We start from the raw sequence: 23,312 nt of genomic DNA, 5'->3' as shown, positions 1-23,312 counted from the left end.
AGGAACGGCTTTTGCCGGGGCCCGGGTCGCACAGCGCGATCCGGGCCCCTGTCTTTTGCGGAAACGTCGGAAATCGGCTATGCTGGGTGGGCAATTTCCGTTCAAGGAGAGCCCACCATGATCCGCACGACCCTCTGCGCACTGGCCCTTGCCCTGTCCGCCTCGTCCGCTTTCGCCTGCCAAGGCCACAGCAAGCAATCGCAATCCTGTGCGCCCGGTACGACTTGGGATTCGGCCTCGGAAAGCTGCGTGAAAAACGCCAGCAGCTGAATTCTTGTCCTACTTGTGAATAAAAGCGAGCCATTGGTTGTTAGCTTTTTTGAAGAACGCACTATGCTTCTTGCGAGCAGCCCTTGGAACGGAGTAGGACAATGCGCCTTTTGATGGCCACGGCACTAGCCCTTCAGACCTTTGCCTTTGCCCCTGCGGTCAGTGCCGCCGGCGGTGACAGCAGCCCCCCAAAACCGACGAATACCACCAAGAAATGCCTGTTCGGCCGCGTCTATGACGAAGCAGCCGGCCGTTGCGTCAAGCCGAACAAGACCAATTTCAGCGAAGAGCAATTGTATCAGGCCGTGCGTGAGCTTGCTTATGACGGCCAGCTCGAAAATGCGCAGAACGTGTTGCGGGTCATGGATCAAGACGATGATCGCGTTTTGACGTATTGGGGTTTCACCTACCGCAAAATGGGCGAAGCCGAGCTGGCCGAAACCTATTACCAACGCGCAATCGAATCCAATCCTGACAACATCCTGGCCCGCAGCTATATGGGCCAAGGATATGTCACCGAAGGGAAAACCGAACTGGCCATCGCGCAATGGCGCGAGATCAAGGCACGCGGAGGAGAAGGCACCTGGGCCGAAGCGTCTCTGCGCGAAGCGATCCGCACGGGGCTGACTTACAGCTACTAGGTTCAGTCTTTCTTTACTCGACTCTCGCTAATTTGCCTGCGGAACAAAAATTGACACCGCAGGCAGATGCAAGATTCACATGCTTTGGTACAGACCGCACCGGGTAATTCTGCTCCGGCCGAGAAACAGACGGATGACGCCCCTCGCGTCGTACCTCCTCAACTCACGCCCGGCCAGAAGGCCGCCATCATCGTACGCCTGCTGTTGAACGAGGGGGCCGATCTTCCGTTGGAGGAGTTGCCCGACGAACTGCAGGAACGGCTGACCCTCCAACTGGGCCGGATGGGGCTGGTAGACCGCGTGACCCTCGCTGCGGTCGCGCAAGAATTCGCAGATGCGCTGGACAGCGTCGGACTTGCCTTCCCGCACGGCTTGGCTGGGGCGCTTGACGCAGTAAATGGCAAGATTGCCCCGGCGACCGCCGCCCGGCTGCGCAAGGTCGCGGGTGTGCGCCAGGTCGGCGATCCATGGCTGCGCCTGCGTGACACCCCTGCCGAAGACCTTGCGCGTATGGCTCAGGCCGAAAGCACCGAAGTTGCAGCCGTCATGCTATCCAAGCTAGATACGGCGAAGGCAGCACAGTTGTTGGCGCAATTGCCCGGGCCGGTGGCCAGACGGATAACCTATGCCGTATCAAAAACCGCCAACGTGACGCCCGAGGCGGTGGAGCGGATCGGCTGGTCCCTGGCCGCGCAACTCGATCAACGCCCAGTTCCGGCCTTCACCGATTCACCCGACACGCGCGTCGGGGCGATCTTGAACCAATCCCCCCCATCCACGCGTGACGGGCTGCTGGACGCGCTCGATGAGGAGGATTCTGAGTTCGCCAGCGCTGTTCGCAAGTCCATTTTCACCTTTGCGCACATCGCCACGCGCATCGCTGCACGGGATGTGCCTGCCATCCTGCGCGAAGTCGATCAGCCAATTCTGATAGCCGCTCTGGCTGGCGCAAGAACCGAGGATGACAAAGCCTCGGTCGACTATCTGCTGTCCAACATATCCGCACGGATGGCCGACAACCTGCGCGAGGAAATTGCTGAACGCGGCAAGGTCAAGCAGGCCGAAGCAGAGGAGGCCATGACCCAGATTGTCGGTGCGATCCGCACACTCGTGGACGCAGGCACAATCACCTTGGTCGAAGCGGACGCCGATGGCAACGAGGACTAAGGGCTGCCCGCCGCTGGCTCGGATGCCGTAGAACCAGGGCTCGGGACAATGCTTGTGGTTGTTGCGCGCCGGCTGTATGTCTGAATCCGCAATTCACAACACCCGGTGAGATCCCCCGATGCCCGTCGAAAAGTCGGAACTGAGCCGCTTTGAGCTTGGTCAATACTATGTCGCCAACCTGTTCCTGAAAGGCATGATCGGCGCAATGCGCCTTTTGCCCTATGAACGGCGCATTGCGACGATGGGGGCGATCGTGCGCGGGTTGGCCCCGGCGGTTGGGTTCACCAAACGTGTGCGAAGCAACCTGAAACTGACCTGCCCTGACCTGCCTGAAGCCGAAGTCAAACGCATTTGCCGTGCGGTGCCCGACAACGCAGGCCGCGCGATTATGGAACACTTCTCGCCCGAGGATTTCACTGAACGGCAGAAGAACGCAAAAGTATCAGGTTCAGGTATCGCCGCCTTTGAACAAGCGGTGGCCGAAGGTCGGCCGGTGATGATGATCACCGCACATTTCGGCCACTACCTTGCTGCGCGGATCGCTTTGCAGGCGCGCAGCGGCAAGCCGATTGGCTGCCTGTACCGCCGCATGGCCAATCCGTATTTCAACGAGATGTATGTCGACGCCTTCCACAAAACCGGCGAGCCGATGTTCGAACAAGGTCGGCGCGGCATGGTGGAAATGGTTCGGTCCCTCAAAAAGGGCGGCATCATCGCCATCGTATCGGACCTGCACGCCCATGGCGGTGAAGAATTGACGTTTTTTGGCAAACCCGCAGTCACGTCGGTATTGAACGCGGAATTGGCGATGAAATACGATGCCGTTCTCATTCCTTGTTACGCGGTGCGCCAAGCCAACGGTATCGATTTCGAGATCGTTTTGCATGATCCGGTGCCGCATACGGACCCCAAGACCATGACCCAATTCATCAACGATGACCTCGAAGGCATGGTGCGGAAACACATGGGCCAATGGTTCTGGATTCACCGACGGTGGAAAGCCTGGAATGGGCTGGGTGTGCAGCCTCAGGACATGCCCTGAGCCGCCCTCTACTTCACCCTTGTTGAGGCGATGATCGGGCCACTGCCGGTACCCTGAATCAGAACCACCGCGGGCAGGTCCGAAGACAGTTCGATCTGAAAACTCTGTTCAGCCGACCCATTCCATCGGCCCGCTTCATGCCATTCCTCAACGACATTCGCGTAGTCCAGATCGTGTCCGGCCAGCTCGCCCCGTCGAATCGACGCGTGGCGCAAGGGCGTGTATTGCACGACCACGACGTCATAGTTTTTCGCGTCGACGAGGTCGACCGGGGCAACGCGGACCGTTACCGTGTTCCCGGACCTCTGCGCCGAAACCGACGCGGTGGGCGCAGCGGTCAAATGCGCGTCGATCAAACGGTTCAAGTCACGGGATTTGGCGCCGACGACATCCTGCTGTCCGTTGATCACCATCTGTGGAGTGTAGATCATCGAACGGCCGCCGCGCCGCGCATAGGCGCGCTGACGGTCCGTATGCGCCGGATAGGCGTACTCGTCCTTCCAACCGATGTAGTCCCAATAGTCCACGTGCAGCGCCAAGCCGATCACGTCGTCGCGCTTGGCGAGATCGTGCATGATCGCATCTGCCGGTGGGCAGGACGAACACCCCTGCGAGGTAAACAATTCGACCACCACCGGGCTGTCCGCCCAAGCTAAAGACGCCGACAGGAATACGGACGCAAGAACTGTGGTCAGGGCTGATCTTTTCATTTCACTCTCGGTTTGAGGGGCCTGCAAGCACCGGTGTACTCCGCCACCGGATCAAGCGCCAATCAAGGTTTCTTGAGACAGGTTTCGGCGGCAATCCGCAAAAATGTGTGCAATGGTATACAAAAATTGCCGCACCCGCCCTGTTGGACCTTGAACCGCAGGCCATGGTGATGCAGATACCGCTCAGCGAATCCCAATTCCACGTCATTTGAGAGGGAGGCCACAGATGCCCATCAAAGTCGGACAGGATACCGCCAAGACACGCCGCAGCCTGAGCGTGAATGGCAAGTCCATCTCATATTACTCGATCCCCGCCGCGCAAGAGGCCGGCCTGGGCGATTTCTCCAAGCTTCCCGCCGCGCTGAAAGTGGTGCTGGAAAACATGCTGCGGTTCGAGGACGGCGGTTTTTCGGTCTCGGTCGATGACATCAAGGCCTTTGCCGAATGGGGTGCCAACAACGGGAAGAACCCGCGCGAGATCGCTTACCGCCCAGCCCGCGTGCTGATGCAGGACTTCACCGGCGTTCCGGCCGTTGTCGACCTGGCCGCGATGCGCGACGGCATCAAGGCGCTGGGTGGCGATCCGCAGAAGATCAACCCGCTGAACCCCGTCGATCTGGTCATCGACCACTCGGTCATGATCGATGAATTCGGCAACCCGCGCGCCTTCCAGATGAACGTGGACCGCGAATATGAGCGCAACATGGAGCGCTACCAGTTCCTGAAATGGGGCCAGAGCGCGTTCAACAACTTCCGCGTGGTACCGCCGGGCACCGGCATCTGCCACCAGGTGAACCTGGAATACCTGGCCCAGACCGTCTGGACCGACACCGACCAGAACGGCGAAGAAGTCGCATATCCCGACACGCTGGTCGGCACCGACAGCCACACCACCATGGTCAACGGCATGGCCGTTCTGGGCTGGGGCGTTGGCGGGATCGAGGCCGAGGCCGCGATGCTGGGTCAGCCGATCTCGATGCTGATCCCCGAAGTGATCGGGTTTGAACTGACCGGCGAGATGGTCGAAGGCACCACCGGCACCGACCTGGTTCTGAAGGTCGTGGAGATGCTGCGCGCCAAGGGCGTGGTGGGCAAGTTCGTTGAATTCTACGGCGAAGGCCTGGACCGTCTGCCGCTGGCCGACCGTGCAACCATCGCCAACATGGCGCCCGAATACGGCGCGACCTGCGGCTTTTTCCCGATCGACAACGAAACCCTGCGCTACCTGCGCAACACTGGCCGTGACGAGGACCGCATCGCGCTGGTCGAAGCCTATGCCAAGGAAAACGGATTCTGGCGTGGGGCGGACTATGCTCCGGTCTACACCGACACGTTGTCCCTGGACATGAGCACGATCGTTCCCGCGATCTCGGGCCCCAAGCGTCCGCAGGATTATGTGCCGCTGACCAACGCCAAGGCCGCCTTCCGCCAGGAGATGGAAAACACTTTCAAGCGCCCGATGGGCAAGGAAGTGCCGGTCAAAGGCGAAGACTACACCATGGAATCGGGCAAAGTCGTGATCGCTTCGATTACGTCGTGCACCAACACCTCGAACCCCTATGTGATGATCGGTGCGGGCCTTGTCGCACGCAAGGCGGCGGCTTTGGGCCTGGACCGCAAACCGTGGGTGAAAACCTCGCTGGCCCCAGGATCGCAGGTCGTATCCGCATATCTTGAGGCCGCTGGCCTGCAGGAAGATCTGGACAAGGTCGGCTTCAACCTCGTTGGTTACGGCTGCACCACCTGCATCGGCAACTCGGGCCCGATCCAGAAAGAGATCTCGGAAGCCATCGCCGAGGGCGACCTTGTGGCGACCTCGGTCCTGTCGGGCAACCGCAACTTCGAAGGCCGGATCTCGCCGGACGTGCGCGCCAACTACCTGGCTTCGCCGCCGCTGGTGGTGGTCTATGCGCTGGCCGGTACGCTGGACATCGACCTGACCTCGGAACCGATCGGTCAGGACAAGGACGGCAACGACGTCTACATGAAGGACATCTGGCCGACCCAGAAAGAGATCGCCGAACTGGTCGAGGCAACCGTAACCCGCGAGGCATTCCAGTCGAAATACGCCGATGTCTTCAAGGGCGACGAGAAATGGCAATCGGTCGAAACCACCGATGCCGAGACCTATGACTGGCCGCCGACGTCGACCTACATCCAGAACCCGCCCTACTTCCAGGGTATGGGGGCACAGCCGGGCACCATCTCGAACATCGAAGGCGCCAAGGTTCTGGCCATTCTGGGCGACATGGTCACCACCGACCACATCTCGCCGGCTGGTTCGTTTGCAACCACCAGCCCCGCGGGCAAATACCTGCTGGAGCGCCAGGTGCAACCGCGCGAGTTCAACTCGTACGGATCGCGCCGTGGCAACCACGAGGTCATGATGCGCGGCACCTTCGCCAACATCCGCATCAAGAACGAGATGCTGGACGGCGTCGAGGGTGGTTACACCAAAGGCCCGGATGGTCAGCAGACCTCGATCTATGACGCATCGATGGCCTATCAGGCAGAAGGCACTCCGCTGGTCGTGATCGGTGGCGAACAGTACGGCGCCGGTTCCTCGCGGGACTGGGCGGCCAAGGGCACCGCGCTGCTGGGCGTCAAAGCCGTGATCGCAGAAAGCTTCGAGCGTATCCACCGCTCGAACCTGGTGGGCATGGGCGTCATCCCGTTCGAGTTCACCGCGGGCGACAACCGCAAGACGCTGGGCTTGAAAGGCGACGAGACCTTCTCGATCCACGGTCTGGACACGATCCAGCCGCTGCAAGAGGTGCCCTGCACCATCACCTACGCAGACGGGACCGAGAAGACCATTACGCTCAAGTGCCGCATCGATACCGCGCCCGAGATCGAATACATCGAAAACGGCGGCGTGCTGCACTATGTGCTGCGGAACCTGGCCAAGGCCAGCTAAGCCGGCACAAAGCCAAGAACGCAAGGGCGCCCCGAACGGGCGCCCTTTTTCGTTTCAGGTCTGGCCACTATCGCGTTGTGTTCCGTGCAGATAAGCGGTCTGCTGGGGGCATGGAAAAAGTTGCCTTGATAACTGGTGGTGCTCGCGGAATTGGCCGGGCCATCGCGGTTGATCTGGCCGTGGATCATCGCCTCGCCCTGACGTGGCACAAGACCGAACCGCAGCCCTTGCCCGATGACCGACCGGCCCTGACCCAGCAAAGCGATCTCACGCAAGAAGGTCAGCCCGAAGACGTGGTGCGCCGCGTCATCGACAGGTTCGGGCGGCTGGATGTGATCATCAACAATGCCGGGCTGGTTCAGGCCACGCCGAAGGACAGCTTCAGCCGAAAGGACCACACGGCTATTCTTGATCTAAACCTGCTGGTACCGGCCGCGCTGCTGGCTGCCGCGTTGCCTCACCTTCGGCGCGGGGCGTCGATCGTCAGTATCTCGTCGGTCAACGCCGAACTTCCGCCACGTGACGCCGCGACCTATGGGGCCAGCAAGGCCGCGCTGAACTTGTGGACCCGCGCCATGGCGAAAGAATTGGGCCCGAACGGCATTCGCGTCAACGCGGTGGCACCCGGAGCGATCAACATCCCCGAAGCCCCAAGACCCGACGATCTGACCGACCTGTTCGTTCAGAACACGGCGCTGGGGCGTGTTGGGATACCCGAGGACATAGCGCGCGCAGTTCGCTTTCTCGCATCCGAAGACGCGTCCTTCATCACCGGAGAGGTGCTGACCGTCTCTGGCGGGTATCGCCTTTAACCCCGGCGTTACTGCGCGGCGGCTTTTTCCAATGCGGGTCGGATAGTGCTCTCGATCACGCGCTGGGTGATCGGACCGGCAAACCGCAGGATGATCGTGCCGTCACCATCGATCACATAGGTCTCGGGCACGCCGTAGACGCCCCAATCCAATCCCATGCGGCCATTTTCATCGCGCCCGATGGCGGCATAAGGATCACCCAGTTCGCTAAGGAAAGCGTCGGCGTTGGCCAGTTTGTCTTTGTAGTTGATGCCGTAGACCGGAATACCTTCCTGCGCCAGTTTCTCGAGGTTCGGATGCTCGGCGCGGCAGGGAGCACACCAGCTGGCCCAATAGTTCACCAGCTTGACCTGGCCGTCGCGCAGGGTTGCGTCGTCGAACCCCTGTTTGCCTGGAAACTCGGCCAGGACAACGGGCGGCGCGGGCTGGCCTTCGCGGGCCGAGGGCAGCGCGTTGGGGTCTTCGCGGAACATGCCGATGGCCGCCAGCACGGCGAAGGCACCGAAGATCAGCGGCGGAGCAATCATCAACGGCGAGATCTTAGCCATTGCGCGACATCCTCTGTTCGATCTTTTCCATCTCGGCCCGGATCTTGCGGCCACGCAGGATGCTGAAAACCACCAGCGCCACCAGCAGGGCGATCGAGGCCGCGTAGGAGGACAGAACCGTTTCGGCGTATTTTCCCAGATCAGGCATCATCCGTTTACCCTTTCCCGTGCCAGCAGCGCCTTGATGCGCCGCGCGCGGATTTCGGTGCCGGTTCGGTACAGGACCAGCGCGATGAACAGCAGCACGAAGCCGATGATGCAGGTCAGCAGCGGGTAGAAGAACACGTTGCTGACCTTCTCGGTGGTGTCCGTGCCGGTGATCGCACCTGCGCGCATCACCGATGCGCCCTGATGCAGGCCTTGGTTCCAGAAATTCACCGCATAGCGGCTGAGAATGGCAAAGACCGAGCCCACGATGCACAGGACCGAGGTCAGGTCCGCCGCCGTGTCGGGGTCTTCGATCGCCTCCCACAGGGCGATGTAGCCCAGATAGAACAGGAACAGGATCAGGAACGAGGTCAGGCGCGGATCCCAGGCCCACCAGGTGCCCCACATCGGCTGCCCCCAAATGGCGCCGGTGGCCAGCGCGATCAGGGTCATCACGATGCCGATCGGCGCTGCGGCGCGTGCGGCAAGGGCACTGACATGGTGCCGGCGCACCAGCCAGACCAGCGAGGTGACCAGCATCATCAGCCAGCAATTGATGGCCATCAGCGCCGATGGCACGTGTAGATAGATGATCTTGACGGTCGACCCCTGCTTGTAGTCATCCGGCGTGAAGAAGAACCCCCACACCAGCCCGACGACCAGAAACAGGGCCGAGCTGATCCAGAAGAACGGCAGGACCCGCTCGCTGGTGGCGAGGAACTTGCGCGGGTTGGCGTATTCCCACAGGGCGTTGGCTTTGGCTGCTATCGACATGGGCCTTATCTAGTCCGAGTCGGGGGCGTTCTCAATTGACATCGGTCAACGTGCCCCAATCATCTGAGGTTGATGCGCAGCACCGCCGCGCTGGCAAAAGGCAGAAGGGCGACCGTGGCGGCGGTGATCCCGGCCAGCATCAGCAGCGGGGTCTGGACCTCCATCCCGGTGGCGCCGCGGCGCGCGACCTCGGCCCCGAAGATCAGCGTGGGCACGTAAAGCGGCAGCACCAGCAGCGACAGCAGAAGGCCGCCGCGCTTGAGCCCCACGGTCAGGGCTGCGCCGAAAGTGCCGATCACGCTGAGCGCGGGCGTGCCAATCAACAGCGAGACGACCAGCCAGCCGAAACCGGGGCCGGGCAGGTTCAGCAGCACACCCAGCACCGGCGCGGCCAGCACCAGCGGCAGGCCAGTGGTGATCCAATGCGCCAGCGCCTTGATCGTGACCACCGATTCCAGCGGCAGCGGCGCGGTGGCCAGCAGATCGAGCGACCCGTCCTCCCAATCCAGTGCCAGCAGGCGATCGAGCGACAGCAGGCAGGCCAGCAATGCGCCCAGCCACAGCACCCCCGGCGCGATGGTCGCCAACAGCGAGGATTGCGGGCCCACCGAAAACGGGACCAGAACGGTGACGATCAGAAAGAAGGCCAACCCGAGGCCGAACCCTCCGCCCGCGCGGAAAGACAGTTTCAGGTCGCGCAACAGCAGGGCGATCACAGGAAGCCTCCGTCGAAGTCATCCAGCGCCTTGGGGCGCGCCTTGTTGAGGCCGACATCCAGGACCTCACCATCGAGACCCAGGTCGATATGGGTGGCAATCAGGGCCGAGCCGCCCTGCCCCAGATGCGCCCGCACCGCATCGGCGAACATTGCCACGGCGGTCTTGTCCAGTGACACGGTGGGTTCGTCCAGCATCCAGATCGGTCGGCCGGTCACCAGCATCCGCGCCAGACCCAGCCGACGTTTCTGACCCGCAGACAGGTTGCCTGCGTGACGATCGGCCAGTTCGTTCAGGGCGAAGGCCTCCAGCGCGGGCTGGATGTCGCGCGTGCCAAAGACCGAGGCCCAGAAGGTCAGGTTCTCGGTCACGGTCAGGGTGGGTTTGAGTCCGTCGGAATGGGCGGCATAGGCGATCCGGTCCTCGGCCCCCTCGATCCGGCCCGAGAGCGGCAGTTGTAGCCCGGCTAGCGTGCGCAGAAGGGTGGTCTTGCCGATCCCGTTCGGACCGCGCAGGATCAGCGCCTTGCCCGGGGGCAGCGCGAAACTGAGGCCTTCGAGCACGGGCACGCCCCCTCGGGCAATGGCAAGGTCGGTCACGGTCAATGTCATGAGACCCGCTTATCCGATTGGTTGCGGGGGAAAAAGGACGGATTTGCCGCAGGGCCTTTTGGCGGGGTGGGATGTGAGGGGCCAGATGAAGCGGTCAGACCGGCAACAGGGCCAGAGCGATACGCCGGCCTTCGGACAACAACACGTTGTAGGTGCGGCAGGCGGCGGGCGAGTTCATGATCTCGACCCCGATGCCGGCCTCTTCGAGGGTCGACCGCAAATCAGATGGTATGTGAGAAAGATCAGCGCCGGTGCCGATGAACAGAACGTCAACCTGATTGGCCAGCCCTAGAAGGCTCTCGCTGTCCGCAAAACCGCCCCACGGTCCGGTCCCTCCGGGGCCTGTCAGAACACTGCCTTCGTGAACCTCGCCGCCTATGCGGAAGAAACCCGGCCCATAGCCGTCGATCGGAACTGCGTTGGTATATGTGATCTCGTTCAGGCGCATGTGATCTTCTATCCCCAAAGCGGCAAGCCCGACAAGGCCGCAGCAGCGATGACTGCATACGCGATCACGCGGTAGACCCGTTCCCTGGCAGGCTGAAACATCCAGCCGCCCAGCCAATTTCCTGCCAGATTCGGAACGGCAAGCGCCAGCCCCAACCCAACCGTTGACCAGGTCAATTGCCCGAACGCAGCGAGATATCCGAAGATCAGAAAATCAAAGGCCAGAAGGAACAGCAGGATCGTGGCCCGAACAACTGCCACAGGCAACGGGCGAGACATGTAGAACAGGATTACCGCCGGACCCGGAATGCCTGCAACGCCCCCCAAAAAGCCGGCCGCAGCGCCGATGGCAGTTACCATGTTGCGCCGGACTGCGCCGTTGTACCGCAGCCCCGAAATCAGCACGACCAGCATGAACAGGGTCACGAGGCTGACAGCGTAGCGAAAAACCTCAGGCTGGACTCGGGTCAATATCGACAGTCCGACCGGCAGCAGAAGTGCACACCCGACGACAAGTCGCACGAGATCGCGTTTGTCGACATCAACCCAGGCGCGGCGCAGATTGGGAAGTGGTCCGAAGACATCCATGCAGGTCAACGCGATCAAAGCCCCGAACGGACCAAGATACGGCGTCGACAGCGGCAGAAAGATCAGCGCAGTGCCGAACCCGGAAAACCCTCGAACGATTCCACCCGCGAGGGCTGCAAAAATGATGACGGCCAATCCCGTTGGGGATTGGCCAAACACATCAGGCATCAATGTTGGCAAACTGGTTGCCGGCCGTGTTCGATGGCTTGGACCAATCGCGTTTGACGCCCAGCCACAGCAGGATGGTCGAGGCCACGAAGACCGACGAATAGGTCCCCACGATCACGCCCCAGATCATCGCGAAGACGAACCCGCGGATCACGTCACCGCCGAGCACATACAGCGAGACAAGCGCCAGCAACGTGGTGACCGAGGTCATGACGGTTCGGCTGAGCGTTTCATTGATCGAGAGGTTCAGAACCTCTTTCAGGTCCTTCTTCTTGTATTTACGCAGGTTCTCACGCACCCGGTCGAATACGACCACGGTATCGTTCAGCGAGTAACCGACGATTGTCAAAAGCGCGGCGATAATCGCGAGGTCGAACCGGATCTGCAGCTCGGAGAAAATCCCGATCGTCAGCAACACGTCATGCACCAGCGCGGCGACCGCCCCCAACGCGAACTGCCATTCAAACCGCAGCCAGATGTAGACCAGCACCGCTCCGATCGCCAGAACCACGGCAATCACGGCGGTTTGGATCAGCTCGCCCGAGACTTTCGGGCCCACGGATTCCACCGAAACGAACTGGATATCTGGGATTACCGCCTGCAAGGCGCCTTCGACTGCCGCGATGGTGTCGGCCGTGACAGACTCGGCACCGTCCTGCGCTTGAATGCGGATCATGGCCACGTTCTCATCAGGCCCGAATGTCGGGTCGAAGATTTCGGTGATGGTGACATCCCCGAGGCCCAGCGGCGCAATGGCGTCGCGGTAAACACCGACGTCCAATTCCTGCGTGCTCTGGGTCCGGATCGTGGTACCGCCCCGGAAGTCGATCCCGAAGTTCAAACCCTGCAGCATGAACGAAGCGAATGCGATGACCATCATCAGGCCCGAAATGCCCAGCCAGACTTTCCAGCGGCTGAAGAAATCGAACGAGGTGTTTTCGGGTACGAGTTTCAGTCTCATGTCAAACCTCGATCGTTTTCGGGCGGCGCCGTTCGAACCACATGATGATCATCAGTCGCGTCACGAAGATCGCGGTGAAGACCGACGTCAAAATGCCCAGGCCAAGCGTGATGGCAAAGCCGCGAACCGGGCCGCTGCCGATGGCAAACAGAATAACGGCGGTGATGAAGGTCGTGATGTTGGCATCCAGAATGGCCGACAGGGCCTTTTCATAGCCCAGGTCGATTGCCCGAGCAGGACCTTTGGCCGATTTCAGCTCTTCTCGAATACGTTCGAAGATCAGCACATTGGCATCCACTGCCATACCGACCGTCAACACGATCCCGGCAATGCCCGGCAACGTCAGTGTCGCGCCAATCAGTGACAACAGCCCAAAGATCAGCCCGACGTTAATCAGCAAAGCGATGTTGGCGAAGACGCCAAAAAGACCATAACTGAGCGCCATGAAGATCAAGACTGCTGCAAAAGCGACTGTGGTGGCGACCTTACCCGCGTCGATGCTGTCTTGGCCCAGTTCGGGGCCGATCGTACGTTCTTCGAGGAACTCAAGACCCGCCGGCAGCGCGCCGGCACGCAGCAGAACAGCGAGGTTCGTGCTTTCTTCGACGGTGAAGTTGCCGGTGATGATGCCGGAACCGCCAGGGATATGGCTTTGGATCACTGGGGCCGAGATCACCTCGTCATCCAGCACGATTGCAAAAGGGGCACCGATATTGTCACGGGTGTAATCGCCGAATTTGCGGGCGCCGGATGTGTTGAACCGGAAGCTGACCGCCGGGCGTCCGTTCTGATCGAATGAAGGCTGTGCGTCGACCAATTCCTCGCCCGTCACGACGGGTGCGGATTCGATGGTGTAGTACACGCCGTTTTCGTCGATCGACGGCACGACCTCTTCACCGACGCCGGGCACGACGTCCGGATCGGTGCCGCGAGCCACGACCGGATTGAAGGTCAGTTGTGCCGTGGTACCGATGATGTCCTTCAACTCGCTGGCACTGCCGATCCCGGGCACCTGAATCAGGATCCGGTCGGTGCCCTGACGCTGGATGGTCGGCTCACGCGTGCCAACCTCGTCGATCCGGCGGCGCACGATTTCAAGTGCCTGACGCACCGTTCGATCATCCGAGGCCAGTTTCTCCGCCTCGGACAGTTTTACAATCAGGGTGTCGCCGTCGGCGCTGACTTCGATATCCGTGGCGCCGACCCCGGTCAGCGTCTGCACCTGACGGGCCAGCCCGCGCACCGCTTCCAGAGCGCTTGGCATTCCGTCCGGCTGGCTGATACGAACGCGAATCTCATCCGGGGCCGAGGGTTGACGGCGGATCGTTCCGACCGTCGCCCGTTCGTCCCGCAGGGCATCACGAACTTCGGGCCACATGGCCTCCATCCGCGTCTCGTAGACATCGCCAACCTGAACTTCGGCCAACAGATGCGCCCCACCGCGAAGATCAAGCCCCAGGTTGACCAATGACGACGGCAGCCAATCGGGCCATTGCCCCGCTTGCGCCTGCATCTCGGGCGTGTCGATGCCCAGTTCGATGGCGGCCTTGGCGTCGTTCGATTGTTCGACCCGCGTGTAAAACGCGTTCGGCAGGGCCATCAGCAGGCCAACCACGCAGACCAGCCAGATCAGGACCCGTTTCCAGGTATCAATTTGCAGCATTACCCTGCCTTTTCAGGAAGTTGCGACGCGAAGTTACTTCGCCGGTTCGGTCTTGTTCAGCACCTGAGCGATGGTCGACTTGACCACACGAACCCGGACGCCGTCCGCGATCTCGACCTCGATCTCGTTTTCGCCTTCCTTGACCTTCGACACTTTGCCGATGAGGCCACCCTGAGTGACGACCTGATCGCCGCGGCGCACTGCCTCGACCATGGCCTGATGTTCCTTCATCTTCTTCTGCTGCGGACGGATCAGCAGGAAGTACATGATCGCGAAGATCAGGATGAGCGGGAGAAACTGGGCGATTGCGCCACCTTCCATGGGACATTCCTTTTTTCTTGAGGTCGCGGAGTGAGCACCGCGAATTTGCCGGGAAACTATGCCTTGAAATCAACCTTTGCAAGCGATGCCCGACTTGGCATGCCGTGCAACAGTGTCACGATCCCCGAAGATGATGAATTACACCGCAGATATCCACTAGGATGGTACGGGGCTTTGGGTATAGTCAAAGTCAGGGAGGACCCATGCGGAGTTTCGTCAAGGCCCCATTTCCATTGGGTGTTTTGCTGTCCATGCTGTTTGCGGCTTGGGCCTTTTCGGTGCCTGTCATGGCACAGGATGCCCCGCAGGACGTACCCGAAGCCGACAGCGCCGCCGCCGAGACCTTCATGGCTCCGGTCATCGTTGACGGCGACACCTTGTTTCACATTCGAGGCTCCAGCGCCCTGCCCGCTCCGGAAAGGGCCGAAAACATTCAGGACGCGATCATCAAGGTCGCCGAATCCTCGGATGCCACGGATGTCGACATCACCTATCAGGACACCGAGATAGGCACCCGCATTCTGGCGGACGGGCAGATGGTCACCATCGTCACCGAGGCCGATGCCGAGCTGGAGCAGATGGAACTGAGCGTCCTGACGGTCTTGCATGGCGACGCCATCCGGGACGCGATCATGGCTTACCGGGCAAACCGCACGGACGAGGCGCGTGTGTCGGGTGCGATCGAAGCGGCGGCGTGGACGTTGGGGTTCATCGTCTTCGTCCTGGTGATCCTGTGGCTGCACAGGCGCGTTCGGCGACGCACCCTGATCTTTGTCCGGCGATACCTGAGGGACGTTGAGGAAGCTACAGCCAAAAGCGTGCAGGCCGAGGCTATTGCCGCACTGATCCGATACGGGCTGAATTTTGGCCTGCTGATCATCTTCTTTCTTGGTTTCTATTACTATCTGTCGTTCGTCCTGCTGGCATTTGCCGAGTCGCGGTACTTTGCGCAGCTGCTGCTGACCTACCTGACCGAACCGGTTCTGCTGATCTTCCGGGGTATTCTCAGCTACATCCCGAACATGATCATGCTGGCGTTGATCGCCTGGGTGACGATGTACATCATCAAGGGCATGCGGGTGTTCTTCGACGCGGTCGAGGCCGGCACTTTCGACATGGGCGATTTCGAGAAACATTGGGTCAATCCCACGTTCAACATCGCGCGTGTCGTGGTGATCCTGATCGCCCTTGTCTTTGCGGTTCCGTACATCCCGGGCTCGGACTCGGCGGCCTTTCAGGGGCTGACCATCCTGGTTGGTGCAATGCTCTCGCTGGGCGCGAACTCGGTTGTCAGCAACATGCTGGCTGGACTGTTCGTAATCTATCGCCGGTCGACGTCGATCGGTGACCGCATCCAGATCGGTGACCACATCGGTGATGTCGTGCAGATCAAACTTATGGAAACCCACCTGAAGTCCATCAAGAACGAGCTGATCTCGATTCCCAACGCCCAATTGATGAATTCGGACGTGGTCAATTTTTCCAAGCAGACCGACGGCAAGGGCCTGCTTCTGCACACGACGGTCGGGATCGGCTATGAAGAGCCCCCCGAAAAGGTCGAAGCCATGCTGATCGAGGCAGCCCGCCGTACCGATGGCCTTCGCGCCCGCCCCGAGCCATTTGTCCTGTGGACCGCGCTGGCCGATTACGCGATCAACTACCAGATCAACGCCTACACGACCCGTGGCAACTCGATCCCGCGGATCAAGTCCGACCTCCACCGCAACATCGTCGAGGTGTTCAACGAGAACGGTGTTCAGATCATGACGCCGTCCTACGTTGCCGACCCGCCCGCGCCGAAGATCCCGAACCATCCCTGGGACGGTCGACTGGCACATGAAGCGGTTGAAGACACCGACAACTAGGCCGTTTTTCCAAGCCAGTGCTACACCCTGCCCGTCAGATGGTGCATAAGCGGGCCTAGTGATTCACTTGCCAAGGATCTGACCTATGCACGACATCCGCGCAATTCGCGAAAACCCAGCAGCTTTCGACGCCGCGCTCGCGCGCCGGGGGGAAGCTCCGGTATCGTCAGACCTGCTGCGCCTGGATGAAAGCCGTCGGGCCAAGATTCTGGCAGCCGAAACGGCTCAGGCCGAACAGAACAAGGCCAGCAAGGAAGTCGGCGCAGCCAAAGCGCGCGGCGACGAAGCCGAGTTCGAGCGTCTTCGGGCACTTGTGGCCGAGAAAAAGGCCGAAATCGCCCGTATGCAGACTGAGGCCAAGGATATCGACGCCCTTCTGACTGACCAGTTGGTTCGCATCCCCAACTTGCCGGCCGAGGACGTACCCGACGGCAAAGACGAGAATGACAATGTCGAAGTCAAACGCTGGGGCACGCCGCGGGACTATGACTTTGAACCGAAGGAACACTTCGAGATCGCCTCGGTACAGAACGGCATGGATTTCGAGACTGCGGCCAAGCTGGCAGGATCTCGTTTCGTGCTGCTGTCGGGCGGTGTGGCGCGCATTCACCGGGCGCTCGCGCAGTTCATGCTGGATACGCATACCAACGAGAACGGTCTGACCGAAGTGAACGGCCCGGTTCTGGTGCTCTCCGAGATGATGCAGGGCACCGGCCAGCTGCCGAAGTTCGGCGAAGACAGCTACCAGACCCGCGAGGGGTGGTGGCTGATCCCGACCTCCGAGGTGTCGCTGACCAACATCGTCAACAATTGCGTCATCGAAGAAAGTTATCTGCCGCGCCGCTACACGGCGCATTCGCTGTGCTTCCGCTCCGAGGCGGGCTCGGCCGGCAAGGACACGCGCGGTATGTTGCGCCAACACCAGTTCGAAAAGGTCGAGATGGTCTCGGTCACGCATCCCGAAAAATCGGACGACGAACAGCAGCGCATGCTGCGCTGTGCCGAAGGCATCCTGGAAAAGCTGGGCATTCCCTATCGTACCGTCGTCTTGTGCACCGGCGACATGGGGTTCGGCGCGCGCCGGACTTTCGACATCGAGGCCTGGTTGCCCGGCCAGAACACCTATCGCGAGATCAGTTCGGTTTCGACCTGCGGAGATTTCCAGGCCCGTCGCATGAATGCGCGCTTCCGGCCTGAAGGCGGGGGCAAACCTGAATTCGTACACACGCTGAACGGATCGGGGCTGGCGGTGGGGCGCTGCTTGATCGCGGTTCTGGAAAACGGCCAGAACGCCGATGGCACCGTGACCTTGCCCGAGGTGCTTTCGCCGTATCTTGGCGGCAAGCTGACCCTGCAGGCTGACGGCACGCTGGCGTAACTTTTAGCGGTCACCCCACCCGCGACCGCATTGCTTCGGATCAAGGCAAGGAAGTTACTACTTCTTTGCCTTTTTCTTGGCCTTCTTGTCCTTTTTGTCTTTCTTGGACTTACCGCCGGCCTTCTCTTTTTCCTTCTTGGATTTCTTGTCTTTTTTCGACTTGGCCTTGGATTTTATCTTTTCCTTCGCCTTCGAGATCGCCGCTTCCATCTCTTTCTTTTTCTTCGCTGCCTTTTCGGCCTTGGCTTTGGCCTTGGCCTTCTTCCGGGCCTTGGCCTCTGCTTCAGCTTGCTCAGCCGCCACCTTGGCCTCTGCCTCGGCTTTCTCGGATACCATCTTGGCCTCTGCTTCGGCCTTGCGCGCAGCAGCTGAGGTCCGAGATTGCGCCGTCTTGCGCGTTGGGGCATTCGGTGGGCGGGTCTTGGCCACGGGTGCAGCGCCGGAGGTGGCCTGTTTGGCGGCGGCGATCAATCCGGGCGCCCGGCGCGCTCCGATTCCGGGAACCGCGACCAGCGCAGCCGGCTTGGCCTTGGCCAGGTCCTCGGCCGTCTTGAAGCCATTGTCGTTGAGAGCGCGGCCAAGTGCTTCTCCGATGCCGCGAACCTTGGTCACCGCTGTCATTCCAAAACTCCTAAACGATCCGACTTAAAAACTACGTCCGACAGGCCGCAAGACAAGGCTTCGGTCTGCATAACCTTTGGAAAACCGCCTTTAACTGCCCCGGGCCAACTCACCGGTTTCACCCTGCCGCGGAAAGGGAACCAACCGCTTGGCATCTTCATCCCACAGTTTCAGGTTCAGCGCGGCCACCGCCTCGGGAAACTTGATCCGGCGGGGTGTGTATTCAGGTGGCAGATTGTAGTGACAGGCGCGCAGCCGATAGGACGGGATGCGGGCATTGAAATGGTGGATGTCATGCAGAGTGATGCAAGCGACCGCGTTGTCGAACCACCATCCGAAATCCAGTGCTGACGAGCCCTGAAGCGCCGCCAGTTGCGGGTCCAGATCCGGGCGGCGATCCCAGTAGGTGTCCTCGAAATTGTGCTGCAGATACACTAGAAACACACCCAGCATTCCACCGAGAAACGAGAATGCCAGCCAGACGAGTATGCCTGTCATGCCAGCAATCCAATACAACAGCCCGAGGAAAACCACGATGGACAGGTTGTGCAGCACGACCCCGCGGACGCCGAACCGCACCGTGTTTTTGGGCCAGCGATAGCGGATGAAATAGGTGAACAGGGCCCCGACCGGCACCAGGATGAAGGGATTGCGGTAAAGCCTGTAGAACAGACGGGTTTTCCAATCCGCTTCATTCCATTCCCGCAAGGTCATCGTGTTGATTTCCCCGGTCTCCCGATGCTCGAGATTGCCGATGCCCGCGTGATGCAGATTGTGGTTCTGTTTCATCACTTCGAACGGAGCGAAGGTGAACGGCGACAGCACGTGGCCAGCCCATTCATTCTGCCGTCGGGTTTCGAACAGCGAATGATGACCGCAATCATGCTGCAGAACATAGAGACGCACTGCCGAAAAGGCGAACACGATCCCAGCCGGGATCATGATGAACCACTGATCCACATAGACGATCGCCAGCGTCAGCGATGCGAAATACACCACGAACGTCCCGAAATAGCTGAGCGCGGCCAGCCGATTGTCCTGCACCGCGTACTGTCTCGTATATTCTCTCAGGTCCATCCAGCCCGCTCCCCACGATGGTCCGGTTCAATAGTCCTTGCGAAATTTTGCACGTCACTGGCACGCGCAAATCGCGCGCGAAATGAATGCACGCATGCGAATGCTAGCGCGATGCTTGGGGGCTGTCACGCCCCAAGCCCGAAAATGCTGAAAATTGGCGCAGTTACGCCTTGCCCTTGAGATGTTTGGCCAGCGCACCCGCGTTTTTCTTGCGGCGCCCCTTGTAGGGGTTCTTGTCCCCCTGCCCGCGCAGCGTCAGCCGGATCGGGGTTCCGGGCATATCGAAATCCTCGCGGAGACCGTTGACCAGATACCGCGAGTAGCTTTCCGGCATCTTGTCCGGGTGCGAGCACATGACGACAAAGCCCGGCGGGCGTGTCTTTGCCTGGGTCATATATCGCAGCTTGATCCTGCGCCCCTGGGGGGCTGGCGGTGGGTGCTGCTCCAACATGGCGGTCAGCCAGCGGTTCAAGGCCGCGGTGGGAACCCGACGGTTCCACACATCGTGGGCGCGCAGGATCGCATCCCGCAGCCGCTCCAACCCCCTGCCCGTCTTGGCCGACACGGTCACAAGAGGCGCGCCGCGCAGTTGGGGAAGCAGGCGTTCGAACGAGGTTTTGAGCTCGCGCAGTTTCTCCTGCTTGTTATCCTCGACATCCCACTTGTTCACCGCGATCACCACGGCACGTCCTTCACGCTCGGCCAGATCGGCAATGCGCAGGTCCTGCTGCTCGAACGGGATCGCCGCATCCAGTAAGACAACCACGACTTCGGCGAACTTGACGGCGCGCAGGCCGTCCGACACCGAGAGTTTCTCGAGCTTTTCCTGTACCTTGGCCTTCTTGCGCATACCGGCGGTGTCAAAGATGCGCATGGGGGTGCCACCCCAGTCCAACTTCAGACTGATGGCGTCACGGGTAATGCCGGCCTCGGGACCGGTCAGAAGTCGATCTTCACCCAGGATCTTGTTGATCAGTGTGGACTTGCCCGCATTCGGACGCCCAACAACGGCCACCTGCAACGGCTTGTCCGGCGTAATTGCAGGGGTTTCGCCCTCGGTTTCCCCATCCTCGTCCAGATCGATATCCGTTTGCGGAACGTCCTCTGGCTGCTTTTCTTCCATGGCGTCAGCCAAAGGCATCAACGCCGCATATAGGTCGGTCATGCCTTCGCCGTGCTCGCCCGACAGGCGGATCGGCTCGCCCAGACCCAGGTTGTAGGCCTCGAGCACACCGGCATCCGCCGCCGCCCCCTCGGCCTTGTTGGCCGCCAGGATCACATGCTTGGACCGCTTGCGCAGAATCTCGGCAAACATCTCGTCGGTCGGGGTCAGGCCCACACGGGCGTCGATCATGAACAGGCAGACATCGGCCATGTCCACGGCACGCTCGGTTAGGCGCCGCATCCGGCCCTGCAGGCTGTCGTCGGTGGCATCCTCCAGCCCGGCCGTGTCGATCACGGTGAAGCGCAGGTCACCCAGCCGCCCTTCGCCCTCACGCAGATCGCGGGTAACGCCGGGCTGGTCGTCTACAAGCGCAAGGCGCTTGCCCACAAGGCGATTGAACAGGGTGGATTTGCCCACATTGGGGCGCCCCACGATGGCGAGGGTCAAAGACATGATACTCAACTTTCAAGACTCAGACGCGCCCTTTAACGCATCTTGTCGTCAACGGAAAGCGTGCAGTTGCCCCTTGGTCGAAACCACGTAGAGGGTCTGGTTCGCGACGACCGGTGCCGTTGTCGCCCCGCCCGGAACCTCGACCTGATGCACCAGCGTTCCGTCGACTGGGTTGTAGAACCGCAGATAACCGTCGTTCGAGCCGATGACGATACGTCCGCCCGCCATGATGGGGCCGTAATGCGCAAAGATCGGTCCGCGACGGTTGGGCTTGTCCTTGACGAAGCCCGGCAGGTCGATGGCCCAGACCACAGACCCGTCAGACACGTCCAACCGCACCAACTGGCTGCGGTCGCTGATCAGGAAAACGCTGTTGCCGACTGGCCAGACGGCATCGACCGCGCCTTCGAAAGCGGTCCAGATCCGTTCCCCCGAGCTGGCGTCGAAGGCGACCGTGCGTCCCGAGTGGTTGCCGATGTAGATCGAGTTTCCGGATACGATCGGGCCGCCCGTCACATCCACGATCTGCGCTGCGGCCCGCCCCCTGCGGCCGCCGGCGACAGACGCGTTCCAGCGACGGATACCGCCTTTGCGGAAAGCGGCCGCCACATCACCGGACCCGAACGCAAAGACTGCGAACTCGTTCGCCAATACTGGTGCCGGAGCGCCCAGAACATTGCCCACGCTGGGCGTGCCCTCGATCTGCCAGGCAATGCGCCCGTCCTTTGCATCAACCGCCCAGCCAGTCTGATCCCCCGCCACAAGGTAAAGCAGGCCGCCAGAAACCAGCGGCGCTCCGCTACCGGTCGCGTTCAGTTTCTTTTGCCAGCGAATACCGCCGGTGCGCGCATCCAGAGCGGTCAGACGCCCGAAACCGGACGAAAGGTACAGCGTGTTGTCTGCATAGGCGATGCCGCCCCCGGTTGCCTGCTCTTCGCCATCCGTGGCGGGGACGAGGTTTGTTCTCCAGACCAGTTGCCCCTGAGGAGAGACCGCGGAAACGGTTGCCGCCGCGTCCAGGGTGTAGATCAAGCCACCTGCGACGACCGGATCAGCGGTGATCCTTTGTTTGCGCCCGTCGCCGGCCCCGATCGAGGTTGACCAGATGCGCTGCGGCGCGGGGCTGAGCGCCGCGTTGGTGGTACGGAAAGCCGCGGTTCCCGGACTCTGTGCCCATTCGGCGTTGCGCTTCGCTGCCGGCAGGCTGATCGGTTTGGCACCGGTCGTCTGAACGGTTTCCAGATCCTGGGCCGGGCGGATGTCTTCACGCTCGCCCGGCAGGATCACTTCGGGTTCCTCGCAGGCACTCAGCGCCGTCAGCGCCAGGGCTGCGACCGGCAAACCAAATCGGGAAAATAGTCTTTTTGCCATGAAACTCCGAACTCGCCTGTCTTGGTTCACTGAAATGGGCCGCGTATCAACCCTGCTGTGCGGTGATCGGTTCGGGCGTTCCGCCCAGCGCGACGATCAATTGGGTTGCACGCTGCTGGATGTCGGCACTGACCTCTGCATCCTGACGGATGGACTGCAGACGTTCCAGCGCGGCCTGAGTGTCACCATCGGTGAGGTCGATCAGGGCCAGTTGTTCTTCTGCCAGCAGACGCAGCGGCGCGCCCGGAGCGGCCAGCGCCTCGAACTGTTGCCGGCGCTCGCCGGCGGGCATGGTTTCGGACTGCAACAATAGGGCCTTGAAGGCAGCGATCGAGCGGTAGATTTCCGGCAGATCACCCTGAACCGCAATCGCGTTCAGCTGTTCAACGGCCTGTTCGACCGATCCCGACTCGGTCATTGCGCCCGAGAGGAGAAAGCCCAAAACAGCCTGTTCGCCGGCCGAATTGGCCGTGACCTGCGCCAACGCATCCGCACGTTCGGCAGCGTCGTTCAACTGCATCGCGGCCAGAATATCGTCGCCCAGCTTCTGGGCCTGACTGGCATCGCGCGCCTTGCGGTATTCATTGAAAGCGGCGCCGCCCACGATCAGAACAACGGCCAGAACACCGACCCAGCCCCATCGACGCAGCTGCAGGTAGAGCCGGTCGCGGCGCACCTCTTCGGTGACCTCATCAATGAAACTGTCGACGTCGCTCATTACTGCCCCCGGGCGTTGCATTCAGCTTTCTGGCGCCATGTCATACCTCGGCGCCATCAGCAAGCCAAGTACCCGAAACGCACAATTGCTCAGCGTCTGGGCGCTCTTGCGAAAAAAAACAATCCGAACTATTCAGTTCAGTATGGACTTACCGCACGCAC

The 23,312-nt window shown here is 61.0% G+C and carries 24 protein-coding genes; 8 read left to right on the top strand and 16 right to left on the bottom strand.

What is annotated here, in order from left to right; genetic code table 11:
* The first annotated feature begins 117 nt into the window (after positions 1-117).
* The 4 genes from ACR0BA_RS01420 (at position 118) to ACR0BA_RS01405 (ending at position 3,120) form a co-directional block, all read left to right on the top strand.
* Positions 118-270, top strand: coding sequence for an adenylosuccinate lyase (locus tag ACR0BA_RS01420; protein WP_141138470.1), 153 nt, complete (start codon positions 118-120; stop codon positions 268-270).
* Positions 271-371: 101 nt separating this feature from the next.
* Entirely contained in the window at positions 372-911 is a 540-nt protein-coding gene (locus tag ACR0BA_RS01415; protein WP_480726126.1) for a tetratricopeptide repeat protein, read from the top strand.
* 66 nt (positions 912-977) lie between these two features.
* Complete coding sequence (locus ACR0BA_RS01410) at positions 978-2,078, top strand: flagellar motor switch protein FliG (RefSeq protein WP_480726124.1); 1,101 nt, start codon at positions 978-980, stop codon at positions 2,076-2,078.
* 118 nt (positions 2,079-2,196) lie between these two features.
* The gene (locus tag ACR0BA_RS01405; protein WP_170338026.1) at positions 2,197-3,120 is read left to right on the top strand and encodes a lysophospholipid acyltransferase family protein; all 924 of its coding nucleotides are present in this window, start codon (positions 2,197-2,199) and stop codon (positions 3,118-3,120) included.
* An 8-nt stretch (positions 3,121-3,128) separates the two neighbouring features.
* Here ACR0BA_RS01405 and ACR0BA_RS01400 read toward each other — a convergent pair whose 3' ends face one another.
* Complete coding sequence (locus ACR0BA_RS01400) at positions 3,129-3,830, bottom strand: DUF1223 domain-containing protein (protein WP_480726122.1); 702 nt, start codon at positions 3,828-3,830, stop codon at positions 3,129-3,131.
* A 226-nt stretch (positions 3,831-4,056) separates the two neighbouring features.
* Between ACR0BA_RS01400 and acnA the strand changes: the two genes are divergently transcribed.
* Entirely contained in the window at positions 4,057-6,747 is a 2,691-nt protein-coding gene (gene acnA, locus ACR0BA_RS01395) for an aconitate hydratase AcnA (RefSeq protein ID WP_170358713.1), read from the top strand.
* 110 nt (positions 6,748-6,857) lie between these two features.
* Positions 6,858-7,559 carry an SDR family NAD(P)-dependent oxidoreductase gene (locus ACR0BA_RS01390; RefSeq protein ID WP_480726120.1) on the top strand — a complete coding sequence of 234 codons (702 nt, stop codon included), beginning with the start codon at positions 6,858-6,860 and terminating at the stop codon, positions 7,557-7,559.
* A gap of 8 nt (positions 7,560-7,567) precedes the next feature.
* Here the strand turns inward: ACR0BA_RS01390 and ACR0BA_RS01385 are convergent, their stop codons facing one another.
* The 10 genes from ACR0BA_RS01385 to yajC form a co-directional block, all read right to left on the bottom strand.
* On the bottom strand, positions 7,568-8,107 hold the full coding sequence (locus ACR0BA_RS01385) for a DsbE family thiol:disulfide interchange protein (RefSeq protein WP_170338525.1): 540 nt from the start codon (positions 8,105-8,107) through the stop codon (positions 7,568-7,570).
* A complete protein-coding gene (gene ccmD / locus ACR0BA_RS01380; RefSeq protein WP_480726118.1) occupies positions 8,100-8,258 on the bottom strand; it encodes a heme exporter protein CcmD in 159 nt (52 codons plus the stop codon). Before ccmD ends, ACR0BA_RS01385 begins: the two co-directional genes overlap by 8 nt.
* Positions 8,255-9,028 carry a heme ABC transporter permease gene (locus tag ACR0BA_RS01375; RefSeq protein WP_005982368.1) on the bottom strand — a complete coding sequence of 258 codons (774 nt, stop codon included), beginning with the start codon at positions 9,026-9,028 and terminating at the stop codon, positions 8,255-8,257. The genes ccmD and ACR0BA_RS01375 overlap by 4 nt, the downstream gene beginning before the upstream one ends.
* A 59-nt stretch (positions 9,029-9,087) precedes the next feature.
* Complete coding sequence (gene ccmB, locus ACR0BA_RS01370) at positions 9,088-9,744, bottom strand: heme exporter protein CcmB (protein ID WP_093962439.1); 657 nt, start codon at positions 9,742-9,744, stop codon at positions 9,088-9,090.
* Positions 9,741-10,355: a heme ABC exporter ATP-binding protein CcmA gene (ccmA, locus tag ACR0BA_RS01365; protein WP_480726117.1), complete on the bottom strand. Its 615-nt coding sequence runs from the start codon at positions 10,353-10,355 to the stop codon at positions 9,741-9,743. The genes ccmB and ccmA overlap by 4 nt, the downstream gene beginning before the upstream one ends.
* A 94-nt stretch (positions 10,356-10,449) precedes the next feature.
* Positions 10,450-10,803: an Mth938-like domain-containing protein gene (locus ACR0BA_RS01360; RefSeq protein ID WP_170338015.1), complete on the bottom strand. Its 354-nt coding sequence runs from the start codon at positions 10,801-10,803 to the stop codon at positions 10,450-10,452.
* Positions 10,804-10,811: 8 nt separating this feature from the next.
* Complete coding sequence (locus tag ACR0BA_RS01355) at positions 10,812-11,558, bottom strand: sulfite exporter TauE/SafE family protein (protein ID WP_170418202.1); 747 nt, start codon at positions 11,556-11,558, stop codon at positions 10,812-10,814.
* Positions 11,551-12,519 (bottom strand): protein translocase subunit SecF, encoded by a 969-nt coding sequence (gene secF, locus ACR0BA_RS01350; RefSeq protein ID WP_170363199.1) that lies wholly within the window; start codon positions 12,517-12,519, stop codon positions 11,551-11,553. The genes ACR0BA_RS01355 and secF overlap by 8 nt, the downstream gene beginning before the upstream one ends.
* Before the next feature lies 1 nt (position 12,520).
* Positions 12,521-14,182 carry a protein translocase subunit SecD gene (secD, locus tag ACR0BA_RS01345; protein WP_170449548.1) on the bottom strand — a complete coding sequence of 554 codons (1,662 nt, stop codon included), beginning with the start codon at positions 14,180-14,182 and terminating at the stop codon, positions 12,521-12,523.
* Between the two features lie 33 nt (positions 14,183-14,215).
* The gene (gene yajC, locus ACR0BA_RS01340) at positions 14,216-14,503 is read right to left on the bottom strand and encodes a preprotein translocase subunit YajC (RefSeq protein WP_093962445.1); all 288 of its coding nucleotides are present in this window, start codon (positions 14,501-14,503) and stop codon (positions 14,216-14,218) included.
* A 203-nt stretch (positions 14,504-14,706) separates the two neighbouring features.
* Here yajC and ACR0BA_RS01335 point away from each other — a divergent pair, with 203 nt between their 5' ends.
* Positions 14,707-16,368 carry a mechanosensitive ion channel family protein gene (locus ACR0BA_RS01335; RefSeq protein WP_480726115.1) on the top strand — a complete coding sequence of 554 codons (1,662 nt, stop codon included), beginning with the start codon at positions 14,707-14,709 and terminating at the stop codon, positions 16,366-16,368.
* 85 nt (positions 16,369-16,453) lie between these two features.
* Positions 16,454-17,746 carry a serine--tRNA ligase gene (gene serS, locus ACR0BA_RS01330; RefSeq protein WP_480726114.1) on the top strand — a complete coding sequence of 431 codons (1,293 nt, stop codon included), beginning with the start codon at positions 16,454-16,456 and terminating at the stop codon, positions 17,744-17,746.
* Positions 17,747-17,803: 57 nt separating this feature from the next.
* On the opposite strand, the gene ACR0BA_RS01325 is transcribed toward serS, so the two are convergent.
* From ACR0BA_RS01325 to ACR0BA_RS01305, 5 genes are all read right to left on the bottom strand, one after another.
* Positions 17,804-18,367, bottom strand: a complete 564-nt coding sequence (locus tag ACR0BA_RS01325; protein ID WP_480726112.1) for a helix-hairpin-helix domain-containing protein — start codon at positions 18,365-18,367, stop codon at positions 17,804-17,806.
* A gap of 90 nt (positions 18,368-18,457) precedes the next feature.
* Positions 18,458-19,444 carry a fatty acid desaturase gene (locus ACR0BA_RS01320; RefSeq protein ID WP_170358693.1) on the bottom strand — a complete coding sequence of 329 codons (987 nt, stop codon included), beginning with the start codon at positions 19,442-19,444 and terminating at the stop codon, positions 18,458-18,460.
* Between the two features lie 163 nt (positions 19,445-19,607).
* Positions 19,608-21,062, bottom strand: coding sequence for a ribosome biogenesis GTPase Der (gene der / locus ACR0BA_RS01315; RefSeq protein ID WP_170418193.1), 1,455 nt, complete (start codon positions 21,060-21,062; stop codon positions 19,608-19,610).
* A 48-nt stretch (positions 21,063-21,110) separates the two neighbouring features.
* Positions 21,111-22,433 (bottom strand): PQQ-like beta-propeller repeat protein, encoded by a 1,323-nt coding sequence (locus ACR0BA_RS01310; RefSeq protein WP_480726110.1) that lies wholly within the window; start codon positions 22,431-22,433, stop codon positions 21,111-21,113.
* Positions 22,434-22,479: 46 nt separating this feature from the next.
* The gene (locus ACR0BA_RS01305; RefSeq protein ID WP_480726109.1) at positions 22,480-23,151 is read right to left on the bottom strand and encodes a hypothetical protein; all 672 of its coding nucleotides are present in this window, start codon (positions 23,149-23,151) and stop codon (positions 22,480-22,482) included.
* Positions 23,152-23,312 lie beyond the last annotated feature (161 nt).

Source organism: Ruegeria sp. CI5 (assembly GCF_056536885.1).
This window is presented reverse-complemented; position numbering and strand designations above follow the sequence as displayed.

Coding starts and splice junctions, on each gene's coding strand:
- secD (WP_170449548.1), bottom strand. CDS start 14,182: ATGCTGCAAATTGATACCTGGAAACGGGTCCTGATCTGGCTGGTCTGC.
- ACR0BA_RS01310 (WP_480726110.1), bottom strand. CDS start 22,433: ATGGCAAAAAGACTATTTTCCCGATTTGGTTTGCCGGTCGCAGCCCTG.
- ACR0BA_RS01305 (WP_480726109.1), bottom strand. CDS start 23,151: ATGAGCGACGTCGACAGTTTCATTGATGAGGTCACCGAAGAGGTGCGC.
- ACR0BA_RS01390 (WP_480726120.1), top strand. CDS start 6,858: ATGGAAAAAGTTGCCTTGATAACTGGTGGTGCTCGCGGAATTGGCCGG.
- ACR0BA_RS01335 (WP_480726115.1), top strand. CDS start 14,707: ATGCGGAGTTTCGTCAAGGCCCCATTTCCATTGGGTGTTTTGCTGTCC.
- acnA (WP_170358713.1), top strand. CDS start 4,057: ATGCCCATCAAAGTCGGACAGGATACCGCCAAGACACGCCGCAGCCTG.
- ACR0BA_RS01320 (WP_170358693.1), bottom strand. CDS start 19,444: ATGGACCTGAGAGAATATACGAGACAGTACGCGGTGCAGGACAATCGG.
- ACR0BA_RS01420 (WP_141138470.1), top strand. CDS start 118: ATGATCCGCACGACCCTCTGCGCACTGGCCCTTGCCCTGTCCGCCTCG.
- ACR0BA_RS01410 (WP_480726124.1), top strand. CDS start 978: ATGCAAGATTCACATGCTTTGGTACAGACCGCACCGGGTAATTCTGCT.
- ccmA (WP_480726117.1), bottom strand. CDS start 10,355: ATGACATTGACCGTGACCGACCTTGCCATTGCCCGAGGGGGCGTGCCC.
- der (WP_170418193.1), bottom strand. CDS start 21,062: ATGTCTTTGACCCTCGCCATCGTGGGGCGCCCCAATGTGGGCAAATCC.
- yajC (WP_093962445.1), bottom strand. CDS start 14,503: ATGGAAGGTGGCGCAATCGCCCAGTTTCTCCCGCTCATCCTGATCTTC.
- ACR0BA_RS01325 (WP_480726112.1), bottom strand. CDS start 18,367: ATGACAGCGGTGACCAAGGTTCGCGGCATCGGAGAAGCACTTGGCCGC.
- secF (WP_170363199.1), bottom strand. CDS start 12,519: ATGAGACTGAAACTCGTACCCGAAAACACCTCGTTCGATTTCTTCAGC.
- ACR0BA_RS01360 (WP_170338015.1), bottom strand. CDS start 10,803: ATGCGCCTGAACGAGATCACATATACCAACGCAGTTCCGATCGACGGC.
- ccmD (WP_480726118.1), bottom strand. CDS start 8,258: ATGATGCCTGATCTGGGAAAATACGCCGAAACGGTTCTGTCCTCCTAC.
- ACR0BA_RS01400 (WP_480726122.1), bottom strand. CDS start 3,830: ATGAAAAGATCAGCCCTGACCACAGTTCTTGCGTCCGTATTCCTGTCG.
- ACR0BA_RS01375 (WP_005982368.1), bottom strand. CDS start 9,028: ATGTCGATAGCAGCCAAAGCCAACGCCCTGTGGGAATACGCCAACCCG.
- ACR0BA_RS01355 (WP_170418202.1), bottom strand. CDS start 11,558: ATGCCTGATGTGTTTGGCCAATCCCCAACGGGATTGGCCGTCATCATT.
- serS (WP_480726114.1), top strand. CDS start 16,454: ATGCACGACATCCGCGCAATTCGCGAAAACCCAGCAGCTTTCGACGCC.
- ACR0BA_RS01405 (WP_170338026.1), top strand. CDS start 2,197: ATGCCCGTCGAAAAGTCGGAACTGAGCCGCTTTGAGCTTGGTCAATAC.
- ACR0BA_RS01385 (WP_170338525.1), bottom strand. CDS start 8,107: ATGGCTAAGATCTCGCCGTTGATGATTGCTCCGCCGCTGATCTTCGGT.
- ACR0BA_RS01415 (WP_480726126.1), top strand. CDS start 372: ATGCGCCTTTTGATGGCCACGGCACTAGCCCTTCAGACCTTTGCCTTT.